Origin of the sequence: Micromonospora lupini str. Lupac 08, from assembly GCF_000297395.2 — a bacterium.
Lineage (GTDB): Bacteria > Actinomycetota > Actinomycetes > Mycobacteriales > Micromonosporaceae > Micromonospora > Micromonospora lupini.
The window spans coordinates 5,135,679-5,159,964 of sequence record NZ_HF570108.1 but is presented as its reverse complement, the minus strand read 5'-3'; the positions used below and the strand labels follow the sequence as shown (position 1 = coordinate 5,159,964).

Sequence of the window (24,286 nt, the reverse complement as noted above, 5' to 3'; positions counted from 1 at the left end):
GGATGCCGCGATGAACCATCCGGCACAGTTGCCCGTGTGGAAAAGTGTGCCGGCTGTTGACCGGCGCAGCGGGCGAGAGAGAGGCGAGGCATGAGTGACGATCAGGCGCTGACCGGTCCGGGTACGCAGACACGTCGTACCCTGCTCACCGGCGTCGGGGCAGTCGGCGCGGCTGTCGTCCTGGCTGCCTGCGGCAGTGACGACGACGGCGGCAGTGGCGGTCCCACGAGTGGTGGCCCCGCCGTGCCCAGCACCGGCGACGCCGGCGGCGGCGACCGGCAGAACGCCCAGTCGCTGGCCACCACCGCCGACATCCCGGTCGGCGGCGGCAAGGTCCTCGCCGCCGAGGGCGTGGTCATCACCCAGCCCGCGGCCGGCCAGTTCAAGGGCTTCAGCCCCATCTGTACGCACCAGAACTGCCCGGTCACGAACGTCGACGGCGGCACCATCAACTGCACCTGCCACGGCAGCAAGTTCTCGATCGAGGACGGCTCGGTGAAGGCGGGGCCGGCCACCAAGCCGCTGCCGCCCAAGGAGATCAAGGTGACCGGAGACCAGATCTCCCTCGCCTGACGCTGACGGCGCGACGGCGCGACCGGTTCGACGGCTTGACCGGTTCGACGGCTTGATCGACTCGTGTTCCGGGAAGTCGGGGTGTCCGCGGCCCGCCGACGCCCCGCCTTCCCGGAAGCCGAGTGGATCAAGCGCTCGCGGTGGGGTGTCGGGGGTGCGGACTAGGCTTGTCGACGTGGCTGACCCCTCGACCTACCGACCCGCACCCGGCACCATCCCGGAGTCACCGGGGGTCTACCGCTTCCGTGACGGCACCGGCCGGGTGATCTACGTCGGCAAGGCGAAGAACCTGCGCAGCCGGCTCAACTCCTACTTCGGCGACGTCTGGAACCTGCACGAGCGCACCCGGCAGATGGTCACCACCGCCGAGTCGGTGGACTGGATCACCGTCGGCACCGAGGTCGAGGCGCTCCAGCAGGAGTTCACCTGGATCAAGCAGTACGACCCCCGGTTCAACGTCCGCTACCGTGACGACAAGTCGTACCCCTATCTCGCCGTCACCCTCGACGAGGAGTATCCGCGGTTGCAGGTGATGCGCGGGGCGAAGCGCAAGGGTGTGCGCTACTTCGGTCCGTACTCGCACGCCTGGGCCATCCGGGAGACCCTCGACCTGCTGCTGCGGGTGTTCCCCGCGCGCACCTGCTCGGCAGGCGTGTTCAAGCGCGCCGGCCAGGTCGGCCGGCCGTGCCTGCTGGGCTACATCGGCAAGTGCTCGGCGCCGTGCGTCGGCACCGTCTCCGCCGACGAGCACCGTGCCATAGTCGACGGCTTCTGCGACTTCATGGCCGGACGCACCGACACGATGGTCCGCAAGATCGAGCGCGAGATGACCGAGGCGAGCGAGCAACTGGAGTTCGAACGCGCCGCCCGGCTGCGTGACGACGTGGCCGCCCTGCGCCGGGCCATGGAGAAGCAGACAGTGGTGCTCGGCGACGGCACCGACGCCGACGTGGTCGCGTTCGCCGACGACCCGCTCGAGGCGGCCGTGCAGGTCTTCCACGTCCGCGACGGCCGGGTCCGCGGCCAGCGCGGCTGGGTGGTGGAGAAGACCGAGGACCTGAGCACCGGCGACCTCGTGCACCACTTCTGCACCCAGGTGTACGGCGGCGAGCACGGCGAGGCCGACGTGCCCCGCGAGTTGCTGGTGCCCGAGTTGCCCGCCGACGCCGACGCGCTTGCCGAGTGGCTCAGCAACCACCGGGGCAGCCGGGTGTCGCTCCGCGTGCCGCAGCGCGGCGACAAGCGCTCGCTGATGGAGACGGTGGAGCGCAACGCCAAGGACGCGCTGGCCCGACACAAGCTCAAACGGTCCGGCGACCTGACCACCCGGGGCAAGGCGCTGGACGAGATCAGTGAGGCGCTCGACATGCGCACCTCACCCCTGCGCATCGAGTGCTTCGACATCTCCCAGATCCAGGGCACCGACGTGGTCGCCAGCATGGTGGTCTTCGAGGACGGGCTGCCCCGCAAGAGCGAGTACCGGCGGTTCATCGTCCGGGGCGCCACCGACGACCTGTCCGCCATGTCCGAGGTGCTGCGCCGCCGCTTCGCCCGCTACCTCGACGCGCGGGCCGAGACGGGCGAGGTGGGCGTGGAGTCGGCCGACGACCCGACCGCACCCGGAGGCGCCACCGACCCGCAGGTCGGCATCCTGGTCGACCCGACCACCGGCCGGCCGCGCAAATTCGCGTACCCGCCACAACTGGTGGTCGTCGACGGCGGCGCCCCGCAGGTCGCGGCGGCCGCCCAGGCCCTCGCCGACCTGGGCATCGACGACGTCGCGCTGTGCGGCCTCGCCAAGCGGCTGGAGGAGGTGTGGCTCCCCGACGACGAGTTCCCGGTCATCCTGCCACGCACCTCGGAGGGTCTCTACCTGCTGCAACGCGTCCGCGACGAGGCGCACCGCTTCGCCATCACGTTCCACCGCCAGCGTCGCTCGAAGCGGATGACCGAGTCCGCGCTGGACGACGTCCCCGGCCTCGGCGAGGTCCGCCGCAAGGCGCTGCTACGACACTTCGGCTCGCTGAAGCGACTCTCCACGGCGACCGTCGAAGAGATCACCGAGGTGCCCGGGGTGGGTCGACGCACCGCCGAGGCGATCCTGGCCGCCCTCGACAAGGGCCCCAAAGCCAACGACAGCGCCGAGGCGGCCCCCAGCACCTGAGCGCCTGCCGTCGCCTGGGCTGGAGGGCGGCCGGTCGGGTCATCCCGCCACGGTCGGCGAGAGCCTGCCGCCTTCTCGCCCCGGCTGGGGCGGCCGGTCGGGTCACCCCGCCACGGTCGGCGAGCGCCTGCCGTGTTCTCGTCCGGCTGGGGCGGCCGGTCAGGTCACACTGAATGCGCCGCCCGCCCGACTGATCCCGGGCGCGGCTTGATCAACACGACATCACCGATGTCGCGGTATCCCGGCGTCCCGGATACCCCGATATCGCCGATCCCGTGTTGATCACTACGGGACGGTCGTCCCGGAGGGTGGCCGCTGGACGAGTCTGGGCGTAATGTCCGGTCTGGGATGTCGGCAGGGTGTGACCGGCTGTGATCGTGGTCCGGAATCGCGGCGCTCCGGCGCCCCGGCGTCGTTGCGCACCCTCGACCCGGGTGATCGACTCGGGTTGCATGGAGTCGGGGTGTCCGACCCGCCCGGACACCCCGACTTCAAGGAACCCGAGTCGATCACCCGGGTCGGGGGCGGATGCCCGTTCCCGGTTGGGCGGTTTGGGCAGTTTCGGGTGTCGCCGTCCCGTGGCCGGCGGCACTCCGGGGGCGGAATCGTGGGTCCGGCGGGGTCGTTATACCTGGCATGCCGCCGCGACCCCCGGGCTGCGGCGCACGGCAGCCGGGAACACCACGCCGGCCGCGACGGTTACCCCCCAGCATCGCCGGGCAGCACCACCGGCCGGCCCGTGCGGCAGCCGCCGGGAACACCCGACCGGCCGCCACGGTTACAACCCCCGCACGGCCGGGCATCACGAGCGGCCCGCCTGTGCGGCGGTCGCCGGGAACACCCGACCGGCCGCCACGGTTACATCCCCCGCACAGCCGGGCACCACGAGCGGCCCGCCTGTGCGGCGGTCGCCGGGAACACCCCGCCGGTCGCCACGGTTACACCCCCCGCACGGCCGAGCACCACCGGCCGGGCATCGTCCGGAAGCCCTCGGCGGAATGACTCGCCACCCGGACCTGTTACACCCCCGGACACCCGAGCAGGCCCCCCGAGCCGCCGGGCAGATCCCCCGAAGACTTCCCGCCCGGCACACACCCCCGCGAACGTCGTGTGCCGACGCGTATCCCCCCATGCAGAGGAGCACGCCACCATGCGTACCGATCTGATCCGTAAGACCGCTCTGACCGCTGCGGGCCTGGCCTTCACCGGCGGCGCCATCGCCGGCCCCGTCACCGCCGCCTACGCGGCCTCGGACGCCAAGCCTGTGTCGCAGACCCAGACCGACCGCAAGAACCACGGCGAGCGGGAACTGGGCGTGCGCTACGAAGCCCAACCCAACTTCTACTACTGCGGCCCCGCCGCCACCCGCAACGCCCTCAGCGTCCAGGGCAAGAACATCAACGTCGACGACATGGCCAAGGAAATGGGCACCACCGAGGCCGGCACCAACAGCATCAACGACATCACCCCGGTGCTGAACAAGGAGACCGGCAAGGCCGACGCCTACCACTCCGTCGAGATCAGCAAGCCCGACGCCGACGCCAAGCAGACCGACCAACTGCGCGCCGACATCGTCAAGACCGTCGACAACGGCCGCGCCGTCGTCGCCAACATCGCCGGCACCAGCACCGACACCGACGGCAACACCCACTCCTACGAGGGCGGGCACTACATCAGCGTCGTCGGCTACCACGACAACGGCAACACCGTCACCATCGCCGACTCCGCCGACCCCAACACCGCCGCCTACCAGATCACCGTCGAACACCTCGCCGACTGGATCGCCACCCGCGGCTACGCCACCAGCTGACCCGAACACCCAGCACACCACCGAAAGGGCCGGACCCCACCAGGGGCCCGGCCCTTCCGGCATGACCTCAGTCGGTGGCGAGGACGGCCAGGATCTGCTCGCCGTACTTGGCGAGCTTGTTCTCGCCGACCCCGTTGACCCGCGACAGCTCGGCCAGGGAGGTGGGCGCGTCGCCCGCGATCTGCCGGAGGGTGGCGTCGTGGAAGATGACGTACGCCGGGACGCCCTGCTCCTTGGCGGTGGCCGCGCGCCAGGCCCGCAGCCGCTCGAAGACCGACGCGGCCGCCGGGGTCAGCTCGGCGACGACGGTGGCCGCCCCGCGCGGCTTCGACGACCGGCTCGACGCCTGCCGCTCCGGCTCGCGGCGCATCGTGACCGTGCGGCGGCGGCCCAGCACGTCGGCGCTCGCCTCGGTCAGCGCGAGGGTGCCGTAGTCGCCCTCCACGGCCAGCAGTCCCTCGGCGAGGAGTTGCCGGACCACGCCCCGCCACTCGGCCTCGCTCAACTCGGTGCCGATTCCGAACACGGTGAGCGAGTCGTGACCGTGCTGGCTGATCTTGTCGTTCTGCTTGCCGAGCAGGATGTCGATGCAGTGCCCGGCGCCGAACCGCTGGTTGCGCTCGCGGTCGAGGCGGAAGACGGCGGAGAGCAGCTTCTGGGCGGCGACGGTGCCGTCCCAGGACTCCGGTGGGTTGAGGCAGGTGTCGCAGTTGCCGCAGGCCGTCGGTGTCGTCTCGCCGAAGTATTCGAGCAGTTGCACCCGTCGGCAGCGCACCGTCTCGCAGAGCGCGAGCATCGCGTCCAGGTGTGCGGCGAGGTTGCGCCGGTGCGCGAGGTCGCCGTCCGACGTCTCGATCATCTTGCGCTGCTGGACCACGTCCTGCAGGCCGTACGCCAGCCAGGCCGTGGACGGCAGCCCGTCGCGGCCGGCACGACCGGTCTCCTGGTAGTAGCCCTCGACGGACTTGGGCAGGTCGAGGTGGGCGACGAAGCGTACGTCCGGCTTGTCGATGCCCATCCCGAAGGCGATGGTGGCCACCATGACCAGGCCGTCCTCGCGGAGGAACCGTTGCTGGTTGGCGGCGCGGGTGGCCGCGTCCAGGCCGGCGTGGTACGGCAGGGCGGCCACGCCGTTGGCGACGAGGAACTCGGCGGTCTTGTCCACCGAGGCGCGGGACAGGCAGTAGACGATGCCGGCGTCGCCGGGGTGCTCGTCGCGCAGCAGGGCCAGCAGTTGCTTGCGCGGCTCCCGCTTGGGCACGATCCGGTACTGGATGTTGGGCCGGTCGAAGCTGGCCACGAAGTGCCGCGCGTCGTCAAGCCCCAGCCGGCTGGCGATCTCGGTGCGGGTGGCGCTCGTCGCGGTCGCGGTCAGCGCGATCCGGGGGACCTGCGGCCAGCGCTCGTGCAGCATCGACAGCGCCAGGTAGTCGGGCCGGAAGTCGTGCCCCCACTGGGACACGCAGTGCGCCTCATCGATCGCGAACAGGGAGATGCGCCCCCGGTCCAGCAGGGCGAGGGTGGACCGGACGCCGAGCGCCTCCGGCGCCAGGTAGAGCAGGTCCAACTCGCCGGCGACGAACGCGGCCTCCACCCGCCGTCGGGCGTCCAGGGTCTGGGTGGAGTTGAGGAACCCGGCGCGGACGCCGACCGCGGTGAGGGCGTCCACCTGGTCCTGCATGAGCGCGATGAGCGGGGAGACGACGACCGCCACACCGTCGCGGACCAGGGCCGGGATCTGGTAGCACAGCGACTTGCCGCCACCTGTGGGCATCAGCACCAGCGCGTCACCACCGGCGACGACATGGTCGATGACCTGCTGCTGGAAGCCGCGGAAGGCGTCGTAGCCGAACACCCGGCGCAGCACCGGCAGCGCGTCCTCGGTACGCAGGTCGGTGGGGGAAGCCATTCGCGGAGTCTACGAGCCCACCCCGACACCGACGCCCCCACACCTGCCCGGCGCGCCCGTCGATCCGCGGCTGCCGTCACCGCCCCGCCTCGTCCGGACGTCCATGATCAACTCGCCTTTCTGGAAACCGCGGTGTCCTCCTGCTCTGACACCCCGGTTTGCATGAACCCGAGTCGATCACATGGCCCACCGGCGCGCCCGGGGGCCGGGCGCGCCCGGGGCCGAGCGCCCGGTCAGCCCGGTTGGCTGGACCGGTTGGCCAGACCGCGCGGCGGGGCCTTCATCCCGACCACGATGTCGACGATCTCGATGTAGCGGGCCTTGGCCCCCATCCGGAACGCGGTGGCCGCGGCGTTGATCTCCTCCAGGGTGTCGGCCTCGACCATGGTGACCTGGTCGTACTTTCCGTTCACCCCGGTGCACACGACGTGGGTGAGCTGCTTGGCGAAGCGGCCCAGATCCCGGGCGTGCTCGGCGGAGACCTCGTGGATGCCCTCCCGGCCGAGGGCGAAGTATTCCGGACTGATCCGCATGAAGAGGAAACCGACGTACTTGTTCTTGTCCGCCAGATCGTGCATCGCACCCTCCCAGATGTCGGCCTTGACCTGCGGTGATCACGAAGAGCGTTTAGATGATTACTGACCGCCATCAAGGGGGTGGGGCTGTCGGGAGGGCGACCCGCGCTCACCGGGCGCCGACGCGCCCGATCCGACGCCGGGCGGCGGGATAGAGTCGCTGATTGACCAATCGCGGCCGATGGCGGCCGCGGCGCCACGGCTTGGGGGTACGGGTGAGCGAGGCGCGCACACACGGGGACCGGACCGATCCTCCGGTGGCCACGGACGGGCAGCCGACGGCCGAGTCGGAGACCACCCTCGTGGTGGTCACCGGGCTGTCCGGTGGCGGTCGCAGCACCGTCGCCCGGGCGCTGGAGAACGTCGGCTACTACGTCGTGGACAACCTGCCGCAGGCGCTCATGCTCGACATGGCCGAGCTGGCGTTCAAGGCCGGCGGCGCGGCCCGGCGTACCGCGATGGTCCTGGACGTGCGCTCGCGGGCCTTCTCCACCGACCTGGCCGGGGCGATCCGCGAGCTGAAGGAGCGGGGCTTCTCACCCCGGGTGGTGTTCGTCGACGCCGACGACGAGGTGCTGATCCGCCGGTTCGAGAGCGTCCGGCGCTCGCACCCGTTGCAGGGCGACGGGCGGCTCGCCGACGGCATCGCCGTGGAGCGCGGGCTGTTGGAGGAGGCCCGCGACCAGGCCGACGTGATCATCGACACCAGCCACCTGAACGTCAACCAGCTCCGCCGACGCATCGAGGAGTTGTTCGGCGGCGAGGACGCCCGCCGGCTGCGGGTCACCGTGCTGTCGTTCGGCTTCAAGTACGGCCTGCCGCCGGACGCCGACTTCGTGCTGGACGCCCGGTTCCTGCCCAACCCGTACTGGGTGCCGGAGCTTCGCGAGCACACCGGGCGGGAGGAGGCGGTCAGCGCGTACGTGCTGGGTCAGGAGGGCGCGGACGCCTTCGTCACCTCGTACGCCGACCTGGTCAACGCCACCACCGCCGGGTTCGAGCGGGAGGGCAAGCGGTACCTGACCGTCGCCGTGGGCTGCACCGGAGGCAAGCACCGCAGCGTGGCCATCGCCGAGGAGCTGGCCGGTCGGCTGCGCCAGTCGGGGCTGGCCGCCAACGCGCAGCACCGCGACCTGGGGCGGGAATGACGGCGCGTCGGGTGGTGGCCTTCGGCGGAGGGCACGGACTGTCCGCGTCGCTGCGTGCGTTGCGCCACTGTGCCCCCGAGCTCGACCTGGACATCACGGCGGTGGTCACGGTCGGCGACGACGGCGGTTCCAGCGGCCGGCTGCGCGCGGAACGGGGCGGCCTGCCCCCGGGTGACCTGCGGCAGGCCCTGGTCGCGCTGGCCGGCGACCACCCGGCCACCCGACGTAGCGCCGGGCTCTTCCAGCACCGCTTCGCCGCCGCGCCGACTGCCGGCGTACCCGAGGAAAGCGACCCGCAGCGGGCCGCAGCCCGCACCGACGGGCTGGCCGGGCACGCGGTGGGCAACCTGGTGCTCTGCGGCCTCATGGAGCTGCTCGGCGACCCGGTGGCCGCGTTGGAGCACGCCGGGGCGATGCTCGGCACGGTCGGGCGGGTCCTGCCGATGTCGCGCCAGCCGGTCGGCATCGAGGCGCGGGTACGCGGCGCCGACCCGGCCGCCCCGGAGGAGGTGCGCACCGTACGCGGTCAGCACCAGGTGGCGGTCACCACCGGGCGGGTCGAGTCGCTGCGCCTCACCCCGGCAGCCCCGGCGGCCTGTACCGAAGCCCTGGCGGCGATCGGCGCGGCGGACTGGTTGATCTTCGGCCCGGGCAGTTGGTACACGAGCGTGCTGCCGCACCTGCTGGTGCCACAGCTGGCCGACGCGATCGTGTCCAGCTCGGCGCGGCGGCTGGTCACGCTGAACCTGGCCGCGGAGAAGGAGACCCTCGGCCTCTCGGTCGCCGATCATCTGGCGGCGCTGCGCTGGTACCTGCCCGAGCTCAAGGTCGACTTCGTGCTCGCGGACGCCAAGGCGGTGGGTGACCCTGAACCGGTCGAACGTGCGGCAGAATCGCTTGGTGCCCGCCTGGTCCTCGCCCCCGTCGCCGTCACCGACGGCACTCCCCGCCATGATCCGGCTGCCCTGGGCGCCGCGCTGGTGCCTGTCCTGGGCGCCGATCGTTAGACACGTACGTAATCTCCGGCGACACGCCGGAACAGGTCCGTGAGGGGACGCACAATGGCGATGACGGCTTCGGTCAAGGACGAGCTGAGTCGGGTCGACGTGCCCAAGCCCTGCTGTCGGCGGGCGGAGATGGCCGCGCTGCTGCGCTTCGCTGGCGGCCTGCACATCGTCTCCGGCCGCGTCGTGGTGGAGGCTGAGCTGGACACCGGGGCGGTCGCGCGTCGGTTGCGCCGGGAGATCGCGGAGGTCTACGGCTACCCCAGCGAGATCCACGTGCTGGCGTCCGGTGGGCTGCGCAAGGGCAGCCACTTCATCGTCCGCGTGGTCAAGGACGGTGAGGCGCTCGCACGGCAGACCGGCCTGCTGGACGTGCGCGGCCGGCCGGTGCGCGGGCTGCCCCCGCACGTGGTGGCGGCGAACGTCTGCTGCGCGGTCTCGGCGTGGCGGGGCGCGTTCATGGCGCACGGGTCGCTCACCGAGCCGGGCCGCTCCAGTGCGCTGGAGATCACCTGCCCCGGGCCGGAGTCGGCGCTGGCGCTCGTCGGGGCGGCCCGACGGATCGGCATCACCGCGAAGAACCGCGAGGTGCGCGGGGTGGACCGGGTGGTGGTCAAGGACGGCGACGCCATCGCCGCGCTGCTCACCCGCATCGGCGCGCACTCCAGCGTGCTGGCCTGGGAGGAGCGCCGGGTCCGCCGCGAGGTGCGGGCCACCGCCAACCGGCTCGCCAACTTCGACGACGCCAACCTGCGCCGCTCGGCGCGCGCGGCCGTCGCCGCCGCCGCCCGGGTGACCCGGGCGCTGGAGATCCTGTCCGACGAGGCGCCCAACCACCTCACCGACGCAGGGAGACTGCGCCTGGAGCACCGGCAGGCGTCGCTGGAGGAGCTGGGCGCGCTGGCCGAGCCTCCGCTGACCAAGGACGCCATCGCCGGACGAATCCGGCGTCTGCTGGCGTTGGCCGACAAGCGGGCCCGGGACCTCGGCATCCCGGATACCGAAGCGGCCGTCACGCCCGACATGCTCGTGGTCTGATAGGACGGTGGGGTCGTACGGTGCGGCGGGAGCACGCCCCGGCGCAGCGTGGTCTCACGCGCTCGGATAGGGTCGCTGCGTACGGCAAGGGGGCCGACACCGGCACTCCTCGCCGTGCCCACCGCCTCGGGCGGTCAGGTCCTCAGACCGCGCGGCGGGGTGGCCGAGATGAACCGTCAGCGGCCGGCTCCAACGGTCGGCGCACACCATTCCCGCCGGCGCGTTGTCTGCAGCCGGCGGACCAGAACGCGAGGAGATGGGACCTGTGACCATCCGGGTTGGCATCAACGGCTTCGGCCGAATCGGCCGTAACTTCTTCCGGGCAGTGCTGGCGTCCGACGCCGACATCGAGGTCGTGGCGGTGAACGACCTGACCGACAACGCCACGCTCGCCCACCTGCTCAAGTACGACAGCATCCTCGGCCGCCTGCCGTACGAGGTGAAGGCCACCGCCGACGAGATCACCGTCGGTGGCAAGACCATCAAGGCGTACGCCGAGAAGGACCCGTCGGCGCTGCCGTGGGGCGAGGTCGGCGCGGACGTCGTCATCGAGTCCACCGGCTTCTTCACCGACGCCACAAAGGCCAAGGCGCACGTCGACGGCGGGGCCAAGAAGGTCATCATCTCCGCCCCGGCGAAGAACGAGGACGTCACCGTCGTCATGGGTGTCAACCACGACACCTACGACCCGGCGAAGCACACCATCATCTCCAACGCCTCGTGCACCACCAACTGCCTCGCCCCGATGGCGAAGGTTCTGCACGACACGTTCGGCATCCAGCACGGTCTGATGACGACGATCCACGCGTACACCCAGGACCAGAACCTGCAGGACGCTCCGCACAAGGACCTCCGCCGGGCCCGGGCCGCCGCGCTGAACATCGTCCCGACCTCGACCGGTGCCGCCAAGGCCATCGGTCTGGTGCTGCCGGACCTGAAGGGCAAGCTGGACGGGTACGCGCTGCGCGTGCCGATCCCGACCGGCTCGGTCACCGACCTCACCGTCAACGTGGGTCGCGAGACCACCGTGGACGAGGTCAACGCCGCGCTGAAGGCCGCCGCGGACGGCCCGCTCAAGGGCATCCTGGTCTACAACGAGGACCCGATCGTCTCCACCGACATCGTCACCGACCCGGCGTCGTGCATCTTCGACGCGCCGCTGACCAAGGTCGTCGGCAACCAGGTGAAGGTCGTCGGCTGGTACGACAACGAGTGGGGCTACTCCAACCGGCTCGTCGACCTCGTCAAGCTGGTGGGTTCCTCGCTGTGAGCATCCGGACCCTCGACGACCTGCTCGCCGAGGGGGTGTCGGGTCGGCGCGTGCTGGTGCGCGCCGACCTGAACGTCCCGCTCGACAAGCAGACCGGTGACATCACCGACGACGGCCGGATCCGCGCGGTGCTGCCGACCCTCGGCGCGCTGGTCGAGGCCGGCGCGAAGGTGGTCGTCTGCTCGCACCTGGGCCGCCCGAAGGGCACGCCGGACCCGCAGTTCAGCCTGAGCCCGGTCGCCGCGCGGCTCGGTGAGCTGCTCGGCGCTCCGGTGCACTTCGCCACCGACACGGTCGGCGACTCGGCCCGTTCCACGGTCGCCGACCTGGCCGACGGCCAGGTAGCCCTGCTGGAGAACCTGCGCTTCAACGCCGGTGAGACCAGCAAGGACGAGGCCGAGCGGGGCGCGTTCGCCGACCAGCTCGCCGCGTTCGGCGACGCGTACGTCGACGACGCGTTCGGCGCCGTGCACCGCAAGCACGCAAGCGTGTACGACGTGCCGGCGCGACTGCCGCACGTGGCCGGCCGGCTGGTGCTGCGCGAGGTCGAGGTGCTCTCCAAGCTGACCAGCGAGCCCGAGCGGCCGTACGTGGTGGTGCTCGGCGGGTCCAAGGTCTCCGACAAGCTCGCGGTGATCGAGGCCCTGCTGCCCACTGTCGACCGGCTGCTCATCGGTGGCGGGATGTGCTTCACCTTCCTCAAGGCCCAGGGCCTGGAGGTGGGCACCTCGCTGCTGGAGAAGGACATGGTCGAGACCTGCCGCAACCTGCTGGAGCGGTCCGAGGGCAAGATCATGCTCCCGGTCGACGTGGTGGTCGCGGACGCGTTCGCCCCGGACGCCGCGCACGACACGGTCCGCGTCGACGGCATCCCGAGCCACCGGCTCGGCCTGGACGTCGGCCCGGAGACGGTCGCCGGCTTCGCCGCAGCCCTGTCCCAGGCCAAGACGATCTTCTGGAACGGCCCGATGGGCGTGTTCGAGATGGCGGCGTTCGCGGCCGGCACCCGGGGGATCGCCGAGGCCATCACCAAGGCCGACGCGTTCAGCGTCGTCGGTGGCGGCGACTCCGCCGCGGCGGTGCGGGCGTTGGGGCTGGACGAGTCGAGCTTCGGTCACATCTCCACCGGCGGCGGCGCCTCCCTGGAGTACCTGGAGGGCAAGACCCTCCCCGGCATCGCGGCCCTGGAGAACTGAGCATGGCGAGCACGACCCGCCGGCCGTTGATGGCCGGCAACTGGAAGATGAACCTCAACCACCTCGAGGCCAACCTGCTCGTGCAGAAGCTGGCCGCGAGCCTCACCGAGAAGCAGCTCACCGAGGTCGAGACGGTCGTGCTGCCGCCGTTCACCGACCTGCGCACCGTGCAGACGGCGGTGGACGGCGACAAGCTGCTGATCGGCTACGGCGGGCAGGACCTCTCCCCGCACGCCGCCGGCGCGTACACCGGGGACATCTCCGGCGCGATGCTCGCCAAGCTCGGCTGCACGTACGTGGTGGTCGGCCACTCCGAGCGGCGGGCCTACCACCACGAGGACGACGGGGTGGTCAACGCGAAGGTGAAGGCCGCGCTCACGCACGGCCTGACCCCGATCCTCTGCGTGGGGGAGGGGCTGGACATCCGCGAGCAGGGCACCCACGTGGCGCACTGCTCCGACCAGCTCGACGGGGGCCTCGCCGGGCTCACCCCCGAGCAGGTGCGCCAGGTCGTCATCGCGTACGAGCCGGTCTGGGCGATCGGCACCGGCAAGACCGCGACACCGGAGGACGCCCAGGAGGTCTGCGGGGCGGTTCGCCAGCGGTTGGCGAAGCGCCTCGACCAGGAGACCGCCGACGCCGTCCGGGTCCTTTACGGCGGCTCGGTCAAGGCGTCGAACGTCGCCTCGATCATGGCCCAGCCGGACGTGGACGGGGGCCTGGTGGGCGGCGCCAGCCTGGACGCGGAAGAATTCGCGCAGATCTGCCGGTTCCCCGAGCACATCGCTCGCTGATCGCTCGCTATCCTGGACACCGCCCGTCCACCGGCCGGTGCCGCCGTGCCCGACCTGTCCGGGCGAGGATCGCTACGAGAGGACTGCCCCCAGCCATGCCGATCTGGTTCGCATACACGTTGATCGTGTTGCTGGTCATCACGAGCATCCTGCTCACCATGCTCATCCTGCTGCACCGCGGCAAGGGCGGCGGGTTGTCGAGCATGTTCGGCGGTGGCGTCAGCTCCAGCCTCGCCGGCTCCTCGGTGGCCGAGAAGAACCTGGACCGTTACACCGTTCTGGTAGGTGTCGTCTGGTTCGCGGCGATCGTCGGGCTGGGGCTCTGGCTCCGCCTCCAGATGAACAGCGGCACCTGAGCAGGCCCGCGAAGTCGTACAATCTGCGCGCGGTCCGTCACTCGACGGGCCGCGCGCAGTCCTTTTCCCGCTGCACCGCGTCGCCCGCCGCCCATCCCCGACGGCGGCGGGTCCCCTCCGACGACAGGAGCGAGCAGCCGTGCCCAGTGGCAACGTCATCCGCGGCGCCCGCGTCGGGTCCGCACCCATGCGCCCGGACGAGCGGCACCAACCCGCACCCCGACAGGACGTCACCTACTGGTGTCGCAACGACCACCGGACCGACATCCGGATCGCTGCCGACGCCACGGCGCCGCCGCTGTGGGACTGCCCCCGCTGTGGGCTGCCCGCCGGTCCGGACGCGCAGAACCCGCCCGGGCGGGTCCGCGCCGAGCCCTACAAGAGCCACCTGGCGTACGTGAAGGAGCGGCGTACCGCCGAGGAGGGCGAGGCGCTGCTGGCGGAGGCGCTCGCCGCGCTGCGCCGCCGCCGGGGCGAGAGTTAGGGAGGGGCCCCGGGCAGGGGCCCCTCCCGTCGCTCAGCGCAGGCTACGCAGCCGGGCGGGCACGTCGGCGGCCGCCGCGCGGTCCAGCAGCCAGCGGGTGCGGTCCACGCCGTGCACCCCGGCGGCCGGCAGCTGCACCGGTCCGGCACCGGCCAGCGCCATGCCCACCGCACGCGCCTTGTCCGCGCCGCCGGCCACCAGCCAGACCTCCTCGGCGGTGTTGATCGTCGGCAGGGTGAGGGTGGTTCGCACGGCCGGCGGCTTCGGGCTGCCCCGCACCGCGCTGCACGGGCGGGTGTCGTAGTGCACCGGGTGCTCGGGGAAGATCGACGCCACGTGCCCGTCCTCGCCGACGCCCAGCATCAGCACGTCGAAGTGCGGCAACGTGGCGTGCCCGGGTCGGGCGGCGCGAGCCAACTCGTCGGCGTACGCGGCCGCGGCGGCCTCGGGGTCGTTGCCGGCCGGGCCGTCGGAGGCCGGCATGGGATGCACCCGGGCCGGGTCCAGCGGCACCACGTCCAGCAGGGCGGCACGGGCCTGGGTCTCGTTGCGCTCCGGGTCGCCGGCGGGCAGGAACCGCTCGTCACCCCACCACACGTCGACGCGGGACCAGTCCACCGCGTCGCGGGCCGGCAACTGCGCCACCGCCCGGTAGACGGCCGCGGCGATCCGCCCACCGGTGAGCACCATCGCGGCCTCGCCCCGATCGGCCTGGGCGTCGAGCAACTTCACCAGCAACCGGACCGCCACTGCCTGCGCCAGCAGGTCGGCGTCGGCGTGGACGGCGACACTCGCCTCACTCATGGGTTGTGCCTTCCCGACCGCTGGGCGGTCGCTGTCGCGTCGTGCCCGGACGCCACGTCCGGGGCGGCGGTGAGGGCCGGGACGTGGCGTCCCGGCCCTCGGGTGTGGTGCTGCTCAGCTCTCGCCGCTCGTGCCGGTGTGCGCGGTGACCCCGGCCTCGGCGCGTTGGGCCGTGGCCGGATCCTTCCAGACGTGCACCCGCTGCGGGGGGCGCTGCTCCAGGCCCCGCAGCCCGGCGGTCGCGCCGAGCGCCTCCGCGTACACCTGGTCGGCGTCCAGTCGACGCAGCTCTTCGGCCAGCTCGTCGCCGAGCGGCCGACGGACCAGCGGCAGGGCCCGGTCGTCCTGGCCGGTACGTCGGAACACCGCCATGCTGTCCTCGCGGGTCAGCGTCAGTTGGTCGCCGTTGGCGCAGCTGAGCCGCACCTCCCGCATCCGGGGGAACTCGTCGGTGTCCACCCGGTGCGGGGTGATGCCGAGCCGGCTGGACAGCCAACCGACCATCAGCGCCGCCGTCGGGTCGCTGGGCGGCGCGACGACTGTCGCCTCGACGACCTGCTCGCTGGCGGTGTCGAACGCCCCCGCGACCAGGGTGCGCCACGGGGTGATCCGGGTCCACGCCAGGTCCGTGTCGCCCGGGGCGTAGTCGCGGGCACGCTGCCGCAGCGCCTCCACCGGGTCGGCGGCCTGCGCCGAGTCGGTGATCCTGCGGTCGGCGACCACCCCGAGGAAGTCGGTGGCGATCTCCGCCGGCGGCTCGCCGTGCCACCAGGTGACCACCGGCACGTCCGGCACCAGCAGCGGCATCACCACCGACTCGGCGTGCAGGGCGAGCCGCCCGTACATCCGGGTGACGACCGCCTCGCAGGGGCCGAGCCGGCCTCCGACCACGATCTCCGCGTCCAACCGGTTGCGGTCCCGCTCGATCTCGGAGCGGACCACCACCACCAGCCGGCACGGGTGGGCGGCGGCGGCGATGGTCGCCGCCGCCTCCGCCTCCCGGACCCGCTTCTCGTCCACCACCACGATGAGGGTGAGCGCCATGCCGCTGGCCACACCACCGGCGCTGCGCCGCTCGGCGGCGAGCGCCTTGACCACCTCGTTGCCGGTGGTGTCCCACAGCCCGATCATGCTCTTCTCCAAGCGCGGCCCTCGCGGGCCAGCATCTCGTCGGCCGCCCGTGGCCCCCACTCGCCGGCGCGGTACGGCTCCGGCGTGGTGCCCTCCCAGGCGTGCTCCAGCGGGTCGATCACCTGCCAGCTCTGCTCGACCTCGGCCGCGTCGGGGAACAGGGTGCGGTCCCCGATCAGCACGTCCAGCACCAGCCGCTCGTACGCCTCCGGGCTGGACTCCGTGAACGCCTCGCCGTACTGGAAGTCCATCGCGATGTCGCGGACCTCCATGGTGGTGCCCGGCACCTTCGAGCCGAACTTGAGCACCACGCCCTCGTCCGGCTGCACCCGGATGACGAGCTGGTTGTTGCCCAGCGACTCCATGTCGGCGTCGTTGAACGGCAGGTGCGGCGCCTTCTTGAACATGATGGCGACCTCGGTGACCCGCCGGGGCAGCCGCTTGCCGGCCCGGATGTAGAACGGCACCTCGGCCCAGCGCCGGTTCTGGATGCCCAGCCGCACCGCCACGTACGTCTCCGTGGTGGAGTCGGCGGGGACGTCCCGCTCCTCGCGGTAGCCGACCGCGCGCTCGCCGCCCACCCAGCCGGGCAGGTACTGGCCGCGGACGGTGTCGCGGGCCACGTCCTTCGGCAGGGTGATCGCCTTGAGCACCTTCAGCTTCTCGGCGCGGATCTCGTCGGCGTCGAAGCTTGTCGGCTCCTCCATCGCCACCAGGGCCAGGAGCTGGAGCAGGTGGTTCTGGAGCACGTCGCGGGCGGTGCCGACGGTGTCGTAGAAGCCGGCGCGACTGCCGATGCCGACGTCCTCGGCCATGGTGATCTGCACCGAGTCGACGTACTTCGAGTTCCACAGCGGTTCGAACAGGTTGTTGGCGAACCGCAGCGCCAGGATGTTCTGGACGGTCTCCTTGCCCAGGTAGTGGTCGATCCGGAAGACGTCCTCGCGGGTGAACACGTCGTCGACGAGGTCGTTGAGCGCCTTCGCCGACGGCAGGTCGTTTCCGAACGGCTTCTCCACCACCACCCGGCGCCAGCCGCCGGACTTCTCGTTGTCGGCCATCCCCGTGCGGGCCAGTTGCTTGAGCACGACGGGGAACGCGGCCGGGGGGATGGAGAAGTAGAACGCCGCGTTGCCGGCGATGCCGTGGGTCTGCCGCAGATCGTCGAGCGTCGAGGCGAGCTGGTCGAACGCCGCGTCGTCGTCGAACGACCCGCCGACGAACTTGATGTTGCCGGCCAACCGTGCCCAGACCTCGTCCCGCCACGGGGTGCGGGCGTGCTTGCGGGCCGCCTCGCACGCGAGGGTCTCGAAGTCGCCGTCACCCCAGTCGCGGCGGGCGAAGCCGAGCACCACGAAACCGGGCGGCAGCAGCCCCCGGTTCGCCAGGTCGTAGACCGCGGGGAGCAGCTTCTTGCGGGCCAGGTCGCCGGTCACCCCGAAGATCACCAGAGCGCACGGCTCGGGAATCCGGGGCAACCGGCGGTCCTGCGGGTCGCGCAGCGGGTTCACCGAACCGCCTCCTCGCTCCGCTTCTGTCACAGCGTCCATCCTCACGCCCGCAGCTCACCGGCCGCGTCGAGTAGTTGGGCGACGCCGGCTGCCCGGTCGGTCAGGTGCAACCGCAGCAGCGGTCGCTCCCGACCCGCGAGGGCCTGCCGGTCGCCGGCGGCCTGTGCCGCCTGCAGCTCACCGAAGGTGTACGGCTTGCCCGGCACCGCCAGGTCCTCGGTGACCGCGCCGGTCACCTGCAGGTAGCTGCCCACCTGTGGGCCGCCCTTGTGGTACTGGCCGGTGGAGTGCAGGAACCGTGGCCCCCAGCCGAAGGTGACCGGGCGACCGGACGCACCGGCCAGCAGCGGCCGCAGCCGGGCCGCGTCGGCGTCGGAGAAGCGGTCCAGGTACGCCATCACCGCGAGGTAACCGTCGTCGCCGAGGCCGTCGAGCAGCCAGCGCAGCACGCCCGCCAGGTTACCGGGTGCGCCCTGCGGCGCGTACACCTCGATCGCGCCCTCGGTGAACGACGGCGTCTCCGCCGGCAGGCCCGAGGCCAGGATCTTGTTGGTGTTCTCCTTGGACTCGGTGACGTTCGGCTGGTTGAACGGGTCGATGCCGAGCACCACGCCGGCCACCGCCGTCGCGTACTCCCAGGCCAGGAACTGCGCGCCGAGCGGGCCGTTGACTGCCACGTCCGGGTCGGCGCCGCCGCCCGGAACGTCACCGGCGGCGAGCGCGCCGCCGTAGCTGACGGTCAACACGTCCGGTCCGGTGGCGCCGGGGCTCTGCGGAGACTCGACCACGACGGGCAGGATGCCCACCCCGGCCTTGCCTGTCGACTCGGCGATCAACTGCTCGGCCCAGTCGCCCAGGCCGTCGATGCCGGTGCCGTCGGACACCAGGGCGACCTTGTCGCGGGCCAGCGTGGCCGCGGCGCCCAGCGCGGCGCCCAGCGCCAGCGCCGGGTTGTCGCTGTCTCCGGCGAGCGACTCGGCCAGCGCGTCGGCCTGGTCGAGCAGCTCGGCGACCTCGACGCCGGCCAGCGCCGAGGGCACCAGCCCGAACGCGGTGAGCGCCGAGTACCGGCCGCCCACGTTCGGGTCGGCGAGCACGGTGAACGCGCCCATCTCGGTCGCGGTCGTCTCCAGTGGCGAACCCGGGTCGGTGACGATGACGAAGTGCCGGCCGGCCTCCGCCTCGGTCATCCCGGCGTCCAGGAACGCCTGCCAGTAGGCGCGACGGTGGCTGTCGGTCTCCACCGTCGAGCCGGACTTGCTGGCGACCACCACCACGGTGCGCTCCAGCCGGTCACCGAGGGCCGCCCGGACCTGGCCCGGGTCGGTGGTGTCCAGCACGGTCAGCGGCCGGCCCAGGGTCCGCGTGATCACCTCGGGGGCGAGCGACGAGCCGCCCATGCCGGCGAGCACCACGTGGTCCAGGTCGGCCAGCTCGGCCTTCAGCTCGGCCAACTGCGCCAGCAGTTCCCGGCTGCGCCGGTGGGTGTCCACCCAACCGAGCCGGATCTTCGCCTCGGCCTCGGCGTCCGGACCCCACAGGCCGGCGTCCTTGGCGGCCAGCTTGCCGGGGACGCCGGCCTTGACCAGCGCCTCCCGGGTCGAGGCGGGCGCGGACTTGTCGACCGCGTCCGCGCCGTACACGGCGAGGCCGGCGGCGGCCTCCACCGGCCCTGCAAGAAGGTCGCTCATGCCGTCACTCCGCTTCGCTGCGTGCCGCCATGAGGCACCTTCGCGCTGAGCCTGCTGATTCGCTCGCTCTGCTCGCTCATGCCCCACCGGCCTTCTCGGCGCCCTTGGCGTTGCCCTTGGCGGCCTTGTTCGGCGCGCCCTTACCGCTGGCAGCGGCCTCCAGCGACTTGCGGACGCCGTCGAGCAGCTCCTGCCAGCTCGCCTCGAACTTCTCCACGCCCTCGCGCTCCAGGGTGGCGATCACGTCGTCCATGTCGACCCCGACCGACTCCAGGTCCGCGAAGACCGTGCGGGCCGCGTCGTAGGCGCCGGTGATGGTGTCGCCGCGGGTCTCGCCATGATCGGCGTACGCGTGGATGACCGCCTCCGGCATGGTGTTGACCGTGCCGGGCGCGATCAGCTCCTCGACGTAGATCACGTCCCGGTAGTCCGGGTTCTTGGTCGAGGTGGAGGCCCACAGCGGCCGCTGCGGGTGCGCGCCGGCGGCGGCGAGCGCCTTCCAGCGGTCGGAGGAGAACACCTCGGTGTAGCGCTCGTACGCCAGCTGGGCGTTGGCGACGGCGGCCTTGCCCTTCAGGGCCTTGGCCTGCTCGGAGCCGATCTTCTCGAGGCGCTTGTCGACCTCGGAGTCGACGCGGGAGACGAAGAAGGACGCCACCGAGCCGATCTTCGACAGGTCGTGACCGTTGGCCTTGGCCTGCTCGAGGCCGGCGAGGAACGCCTCCATGACCGCCGAGTAGCGGTCCAGGCCGAAGATCAGCGTCACGTTGACGCTGATCCCCTCCGCGAGGGTGTCGGTGATCGCCGACAGGCCCTCCTCGGTGGCCGGGATCTTGATGTAGAGGTTGGGCCGGTCGACAAGCCACCACAGGGCCTTGGCCTCGGCCACGGTCTTGTCCGCGTCGTGTGCGCTGCGCGGGTCCACCTCGATGGAGACCCGGCCGTCGACGCCCTCGCTGCCGTCGTACGACGGGCGCATCACGTCACAGGCCCACCGCACGTCGTACGTGGTGAGCATCCGGACGGCCTCTTCCACGTCCACGCCACGGGTGGCGAGGTCGTGCAGCTGCCAGTTGTACTCGTCGGCGTCGCTCAACGCCTTGGCGAAGATCGTCGGGTTGGTGGTGACGCCGGCGACGTGCTTCTCACGGCGGAGCTGGTCCAGCCCGCCGGAGCTCAAACGTACCCGGGAAAGATCATCGAGCCATACCGCCACACCCGCGGCGGTGAGCTCATTCAGCTTGTCCGTCATGCCGTCCACGCTCCCTCAGTTGCCGGTCGTGAAACCGGTGATGTCGCCCACCCGGGCCAGCGAGGCGTGTGCCGCCGCCACGATCCGGTCGGGGGTGAACCCGAACTGCTCGAAGAGCACGGTGTGCGGGGCGCTCGCCCCGTAGTGCTCCAGGCTGACGCTCTCGCCGAGGTCACCGACGATGCCGCGCCAGGACATGGCGATCCCGGCCTCCACGCTCACCCGTGCCTTTACCCCGCGCGGGAGCACCGACTCCCGGTAAGCCTCATCCTGCTCGTAGAACCACTCCTGGCAGGGCATCGAGACGACGCGGGTCGGGGTGCCGTCGGCCTCCAGCCGCTCCCGGGCGGTCAGGCAGAGCTGCACCTCGGAGCCGGTCCCGATGATGATCACCTGGGGCTTGCCGTTTGACGCCTCGGCCAGCACGTAGCCGCCGTTGGCCACCCCGTCCGCGCCACCCAGGACGTCCCGGTCCAGGGTCGGCAGCGGCTGGCGGCTCAGCGCCAGCGCGGTCGGCCGGTCGGTGTGCACAAGCGCCTGCCGCCAGGCCCACGCCGTCTCGTTGGCGTCCGCCGGGCGGACCACGTCCAGGCCCGGGATGGCGCGCAGCGCGGTCAGGTGCTCCACCGGCTGGTGGGTCGGGCCGTCCTCGCCCAGGCCGATCGAGTCGTGCGTCCAGACGTACGTCACCGGAAGCTTCATCAACGCGGCCAGCCGCACCGACGGGCGCATGTAGTCGCTGAAGACCAGGAACGTGCCGCCGTACGGGCGGGTGCCCCCGTGCAGCGCGATGCCGTTGAGGACCGCGCCCATCGCGTGCTCACGGATGCCGAAGTGCAGGGTGCGGCCGTACTCGTGGCCGGGGAAGTCCTTGGTGGCGTGCGAGGCCGGGATGAACGACGGCTCGCCCTTCATCGTGGTGTTGTTGCTCTCGGCCAGGTCGGCCGAGCCGCCCCACAGCTCCGGCAGCACCGGCGCGAGCGCCTCCAGCACCTTGCCGGACGCGGCGCGGGTGGCCACACCCTTGGCGTCGGCGGGGAAGACCGGCAGCGCGTCGGTCCAGCCGTCCGGCAGCACCCGGCCGGCCATCCGCTCGTAGAGGGCGGTGCGCTCCGGGTTGGCCTTCTTCCAGGCGTCGAACGCGCTCGTCCACTGCTGCTCGGCGTCGGAGCCGCGGCCCATCACGTTGCGGGCGTGCGCGAGCACCTCCTCGTCGACCTGGAAGGTCTGCTCCGGGTCGAAGTCGAGGATCCGCTTGGTGGCCTTCACCTCGTCGGCGCCGAGCGCCGAGCCGTGGATCTTGCCGGTGTTCTGCTTGTTAGGCGCGGGCCAGCCGATGATGGTGCGCAGCGCGATGAAGGAGGGACGGGCGGTCTCCGCCTTGGCGGCGACCAGCGCGCGGTACAGCGCCTCGGCGTCCTCGTGGTAGTCACCCTGGTCGGCGTCACCGAGACGCCAGTCGACGGTCTGCACGTGCCAGCCGTACGCCTCGTAGCGGGCTGCGACGTCCTCGCTCTTGGCGATGCGGGTGTCGTCCTCGATGGAGATCTCGTTGTCGTCGTAGACCACCGTGAGGTTGCCCAGCTGCTGGTGCCCGGCGAGGGCGCTGGCCTCGTGGCTGATGCCCTCCTCGATGTCGCCGTCGGAGACGATGCACCAGATGTTGTGGTCGAAGACCGACGCGCCCGGCTCGGCCTCCGGGTCGAACAGGCCGCGCTCGCGACGGGCCGCCATCGCCATGCCGACCGCGTTGCCCAGACCCTGCCCGAGCGGGCCGGTGGTGGTCTCCACGCCGGGCGTGTGGCCGTGCTCGGGGTGACCCGGGGTCATCGAGCCCCACTGCCGCAGCGACTTCAGGTCGTCCAGGCTCAGCGGGTAGCCGGACAGGAAGAGCTGGATGTAGAGGGTCAGGCTGGAGTGCCCGGCGGAGAGCACGAACCGGTCCCGACCGGGCCAGTTCGGGTCGGCCGGGTTGTGCCGCATGACCCGGTTGAAGAGAAGGTAGGCCGCGGGCGCCAGGCTCATCGCGGTGCCCGGGTGGCCGTTGCCGGATTTCTCGACGGCATCCATGGCCAGGACGCGGACGGTGTCGACAGCCCGGCGATCGAGGTCGGACCAGTTGAGTTCGGAGTGCTCGGGTCGGTTGGCAGCCACGATGGTTGTGCTCCTCGGCAGATGGGCGGAACCCTCACTGATGACCCTATCGAGCGCGACTAAACGTCCGCCCGGGGATCTCCGCATGGTGTGCGGTACGTGACTCTGCGCCCAGTCGTTCAACCCGGTGGTGTGACGGCCCGCACCGTTGTCGGGTCGGCCGGGCAGCCAAAACGACAACGCGTAGTGTGTGGGTCGGTGTGCGGTCCCCGAGCGGGCCCCGCCGACTCGATCTCCCCGTGCCGATGCCGGAAGGTGGCAATCCGTGAGCATGATCACCGAGCGCCCCGCGAGCAACCCCGCCGGGCAGCCCTCGGCGCGGGCTGCCGAGGGTCCGGTGGCGCGGCGGGACGTGCGCGCGATCATTTCGGCGTACGTGGCGTTGACCAAGCCGCGCATCGTCGAGCTGCTGCTGGTCACCACCGTCCCGGCGATGATGCTCGCCGACGGGGGACTGCCGTCGCTGTGGCTGATGGCCGTGGTGCTCGTCGGTGGCTCGCTCGCCGCGGGAGCGGCGAGCGTGCTCAACTGCTACATCGACCGGGACATCGACCAGTTGATGCGGCGGACCAAGCGTCGTCCGCTGCCGGCGCACACGGTGTCGCCGCGCAGCGCGCTCGTCTTCGGGCTGGTGCTCGCGGCGATCTCGATCGTCCTGATGGCGGCGTTCACCAACCTGCTCGCCGCCGGGCTGACCCTGGCCGCGATCGTCTACTACGACGTCGTCTACACGCTGTGGCTCAAGCGCTCCACCCCGACGAACACGTTCTGGGGTGGCGCCTGCGGGGCCGCTCCGGTGCTGATCGGGTGGGCGGCGGTGACCGGCGGGCTGGCCCCGGCGGCCTGGGGGCTGTTCGCGGTGGTCTTCTTCTGGCAGATGCCGCACTTCTACCCCCTCGCGATGAAGTACAAGGACGACTACGCCCGCGCCGGCATCCCGATGCTGCCCGTGGTGGCCTCCACCCGCCGGGTGAACGCCGAGATCCTGATCTTCGCGTGGCTCACCGTGCTCACCTCCCTCGCGGTCTGGCCGCTGGGCCTCAGCGCGATCTACGGGGTGCCGACCCTGGTGGTGGGCGCCATCTTCATCGTCGAGGCGCACCGGCTCTGCCGGCGGGCGACGCGCGGCGAGGCGGTCAAGCCGATGCGGCTGTTCCACTGGTCGACGACGTACCTGACGATCGTCTTCGTCGCCGTCGCGCTCGACGCGCTGATCTGACGCGCGTCGCGGGATTCCCGCGCATCTCCGGTGTAAATCGGCCGGCTAATCACGCTCATGGATGAGTTGTCCGGGTTTAACGTCACATCAGAGTAACTTTCGGCATGAGTCGGATCGACTCAAGTCGCGGAGACTGAACCGGATTTGACCGAGTAGTTAGTACGGGAAAGTCCAGATATAACCGGGCAGGAAGGCCATGGTCT

At 71.5% G+C, this 24,286-nt stretch carries 20 protein-coding genes; 12 read left to right on the top strand and 8 right to left on the bottom strand.

Translation table 11 applies throughout. The features are described 5' to 3' along the window. Positions 1 to 90: 90 nt before the first annotated feature. The 3 genes from MILUP08_RS24540 to MILUP08_RS24530 all read left to right on the top strand — a co-directional run bounded on the left by MILUP08_RS24540 (position 91) and on the right by MILUP08_RS24530 (position 4,547). Positions 91 to 573, top strand: coding sequence for a Rieske (2Fe-2S) protein (locus MILUP08_RS24540; protein WP_007462758.1), 483 nt, complete (start codon positions 91 to 93; stop codon positions 571 to 573). A gap of 175 nt (positions 574 to 748) precedes the next feature. Then, positions 749 to 2,737, top strand: a complete 1,989-nt coding sequence (uvrC, locus tag MILUP08_RS24535) for an excinuclease ABC subunit UvrC (protein ID WP_039906585.1) — start codon at positions 749 to 751, stop codon at positions 2,735 to 2,737. 1,150 nt (positions 2,738 to 3,887) lie between these two features. Then, entirely contained in the window at positions 3,888 to 4,547 is a 660-nt protein-coding gene (locus tag MILUP08_RS24530) for a C39 family peptidase (protein ID WP_007462754.1), read from the top strand. A 67-nt stretch (positions 4,548 to 4,614) separates the two neighbouring features. On the opposite strand, the gene recQ is transcribed toward MILUP08_RS24530, so the two are convergent. Together recQ and MILUP08_RS24520 are read right to left on the bottom strand one after the other, a co-directional pair. Next, a complete protein-coding gene (gene recQ, locus MILUP08_RS24525) occupies positions 4,615 to 6,456 on the bottom strand; it encodes a DNA helicase RecQ (protein WP_007462751.1) in 1,842 nt (613 codons plus the stop codon). A 233-nt stretch (positions 6,457 to 6,689) separates the two neighbouring features. Next, complete coding sequence (locus tag MILUP08_RS24520; protein ID WP_007462749.1) at positions 6,690 to 7,034, bottom strand: hypothetical protein; 345 nt, start codon at positions 7,032 to 7,034, stop codon at positions 6,690 to 6,692. A gap of 254 nt (positions 7,035 to 7,288) precedes the next feature. Between MILUP08_RS24520 and rapZ the strand changes: the two genes are divergently transcribed. From rapZ to MILUP08_RS24480, 8 genes are all read left to right on the top strand, one after another. After that, complete coding sequence (rapZ, locus tag MILUP08_RS24515) at positions 7,289 to 8,179, top strand: RNase adapter RapZ (RefSeq protein ID WP_039908736.1); 891 nt, start codon at positions 7,289 to 7,291, stop codon at positions 8,177 to 8,179. After that, positions 8,176 to 9,186 (top strand): gluconeogenesis factor YvcK family protein, encoded by a 1,011-nt coding sequence (locus MILUP08_RS24510; RefSeq protein WP_007462744.1) that lies wholly within the window; start codon positions 8,176 to 8,178, stop codon positions 9,184 to 9,186. The genes rapZ and MILUP08_RS24510 overlap by 4 nt, the downstream gene beginning before the upstream one ends. A 54-nt stretch (positions 9,187 to 9,240) precedes the next feature. Then, a complete protein-coding gene (gene whiA, locus MILUP08_RS24505) occupies positions 9,241 to 10,221 on the top strand; it encodes a DNA-binding protein WhiA (RefSeq protein WP_007462742.1) in 981 nt (326 codons plus the stop codon). A gap of 265 nt (positions 10,222 to 10,486) precedes the next feature. After that, positions 10,487 to 11,491 (top strand): type I glyceraldehyde-3-phosphate dehydrogenase, encoded by a 1,005-nt coding sequence (gap, locus tag MILUP08_RS24500; protein ID WP_007462740.1) that lies wholly within the window; start codon positions 10,487 to 10,489, stop codon positions 11,489 to 11,491. Next, a complete protein-coding gene (locus MILUP08_RS24495) occupies positions 11,488 to 12,687 on the top strand; it encodes a phosphoglycerate kinase (RefSeq protein ID WP_007462738.1) in 1,200 nt (399 codons plus the stop codon). The genes gap and MILUP08_RS24495 overlap by 4 nt, the downstream gene beginning before the upstream one ends. A 2-nt stretch (positions 12,688 to 12,689) precedes the next feature. After that, entirely contained in the window at positions 12,690 to 13,481 is a 792-nt protein-coding gene (gene tpiA / locus MILUP08_RS24490) for a triose-phosphate isomerase (protein ID WP_007462737.1), read from the top strand. A 95-nt stretch (positions 13,482 to 13,576) separates the two neighbouring features. After that, complete coding sequence (gene secG / locus MILUP08_RS24485) at positions 13,577 to 13,837, top strand: preprotein translocase subunit SecG (protein ID WP_007462735.1); 261 nt, start codon at positions 13,577 to 13,579, stop codon at positions 13,835 to 13,837. Positions 13,838 to 13,976: 139 nt separating this feature from the next. Then, the gene (locus tag MILUP08_RS24480; protein ID WP_007462733.1) at positions 13,977 to 14,321 is read left to right on the top strand and encodes an RNA polymerase-binding protein RbpA; all 345 of its coding nucleotides are present in this window, start codon (positions 13,977 to 13,979) and stop codon (positions 14,319 to 14,321) included. Between the two features lie 33 nt (positions 14,322 to 14,354). Here MILUP08_RS24480 and pgl read toward each other — a convergent pair whose 3' ends face one another. From pgl to tkt, 6 genes are all read right to left on the bottom strand, one after another. After that, positions 14,355 to 15,125, bottom strand: coding sequence for a 6-phosphogluconolactonase (pgl, locus tag MILUP08_RS24475; RefSeq protein WP_007462731.1), 771 nt, complete (start codon positions 15,123 to 15,125; stop codon positions 14,355 to 14,357). A 114-nt stretch (positions 15,126 to 15,239) separates the two neighbouring features. Further along, complete coding sequence (locus tag MILUP08_RS24470; RefSeq protein ID WP_039906580.1) at positions 15,240 to 16,256, bottom strand: glucose-6-phosphate dehydrogenase assembly protein OpcA; 1,017 nt, start codon at positions 16,254 to 16,256, stop codon at positions 15,240 to 15,242. Then, positions 16,253 to 17,806: a glucose-6-phosphate dehydrogenase gene (gene zwf, locus MILUP08_RS24465; protein ID WP_007462727.1), complete on the bottom strand. Its 1,554-nt coding sequence runs from the start codon at positions 17,804 to 17,806 to the stop codon at positions 16,253 to 16,255. The genes MILUP08_RS24470 and zwf overlap by 4 nt, the downstream gene beginning before the upstream one ends. Positions 17,807 to 17,808: 2 nt before the next feature. Further along, positions 17,809 to 19,458, bottom strand: coding sequence for a glucose-6-phosphate isomerase (locus MILUP08_RS24460; RefSeq protein WP_007462725.1), 1,650 nt, complete (start codon positions 19,456 to 19,458; stop codon positions 17,809 to 17,811). A gap of 76 nt (positions 19,459 to 19,534) precedes the next feature. Beyond that, positions 19,535 to 20,710, bottom strand: a complete 1,176-nt coding sequence (gene tal, locus MILUP08_RS24455) for a transaldolase (protein WP_039906577.1) — start codon at positions 20,708 to 20,710, stop codon at positions 19,535 to 19,537. Positions 20,711 to 20,725: 15 nt separating this feature from the next. After that, a complete protein-coding gene (gene tkt / locus MILUP08_RS24450; RefSeq protein ID WP_007462721.1) occupies positions 20,726 to 22,864 on the bottom strand; it encodes a transketolase in 2,139 nt (712 codons plus the stop codon). A 265-nt stretch (positions 22,865 to 23,129) separates the two neighbouring features. Here tkt and MILUP08_RS24445 point away from each other — a divergent pair, with 265 nt between their 5' ends. Next, positions 23,130 to 24,083, top strand: coding sequence for a heme o synthase (locus tag MILUP08_RS24445; protein ID WP_007462719.1), 954 nt, complete (start codon positions 23,130 to 23,132; stop codon positions 24,081 to 24,083). Positions 24,084 to 24,286 lie beyond the last annotated feature (203 nt).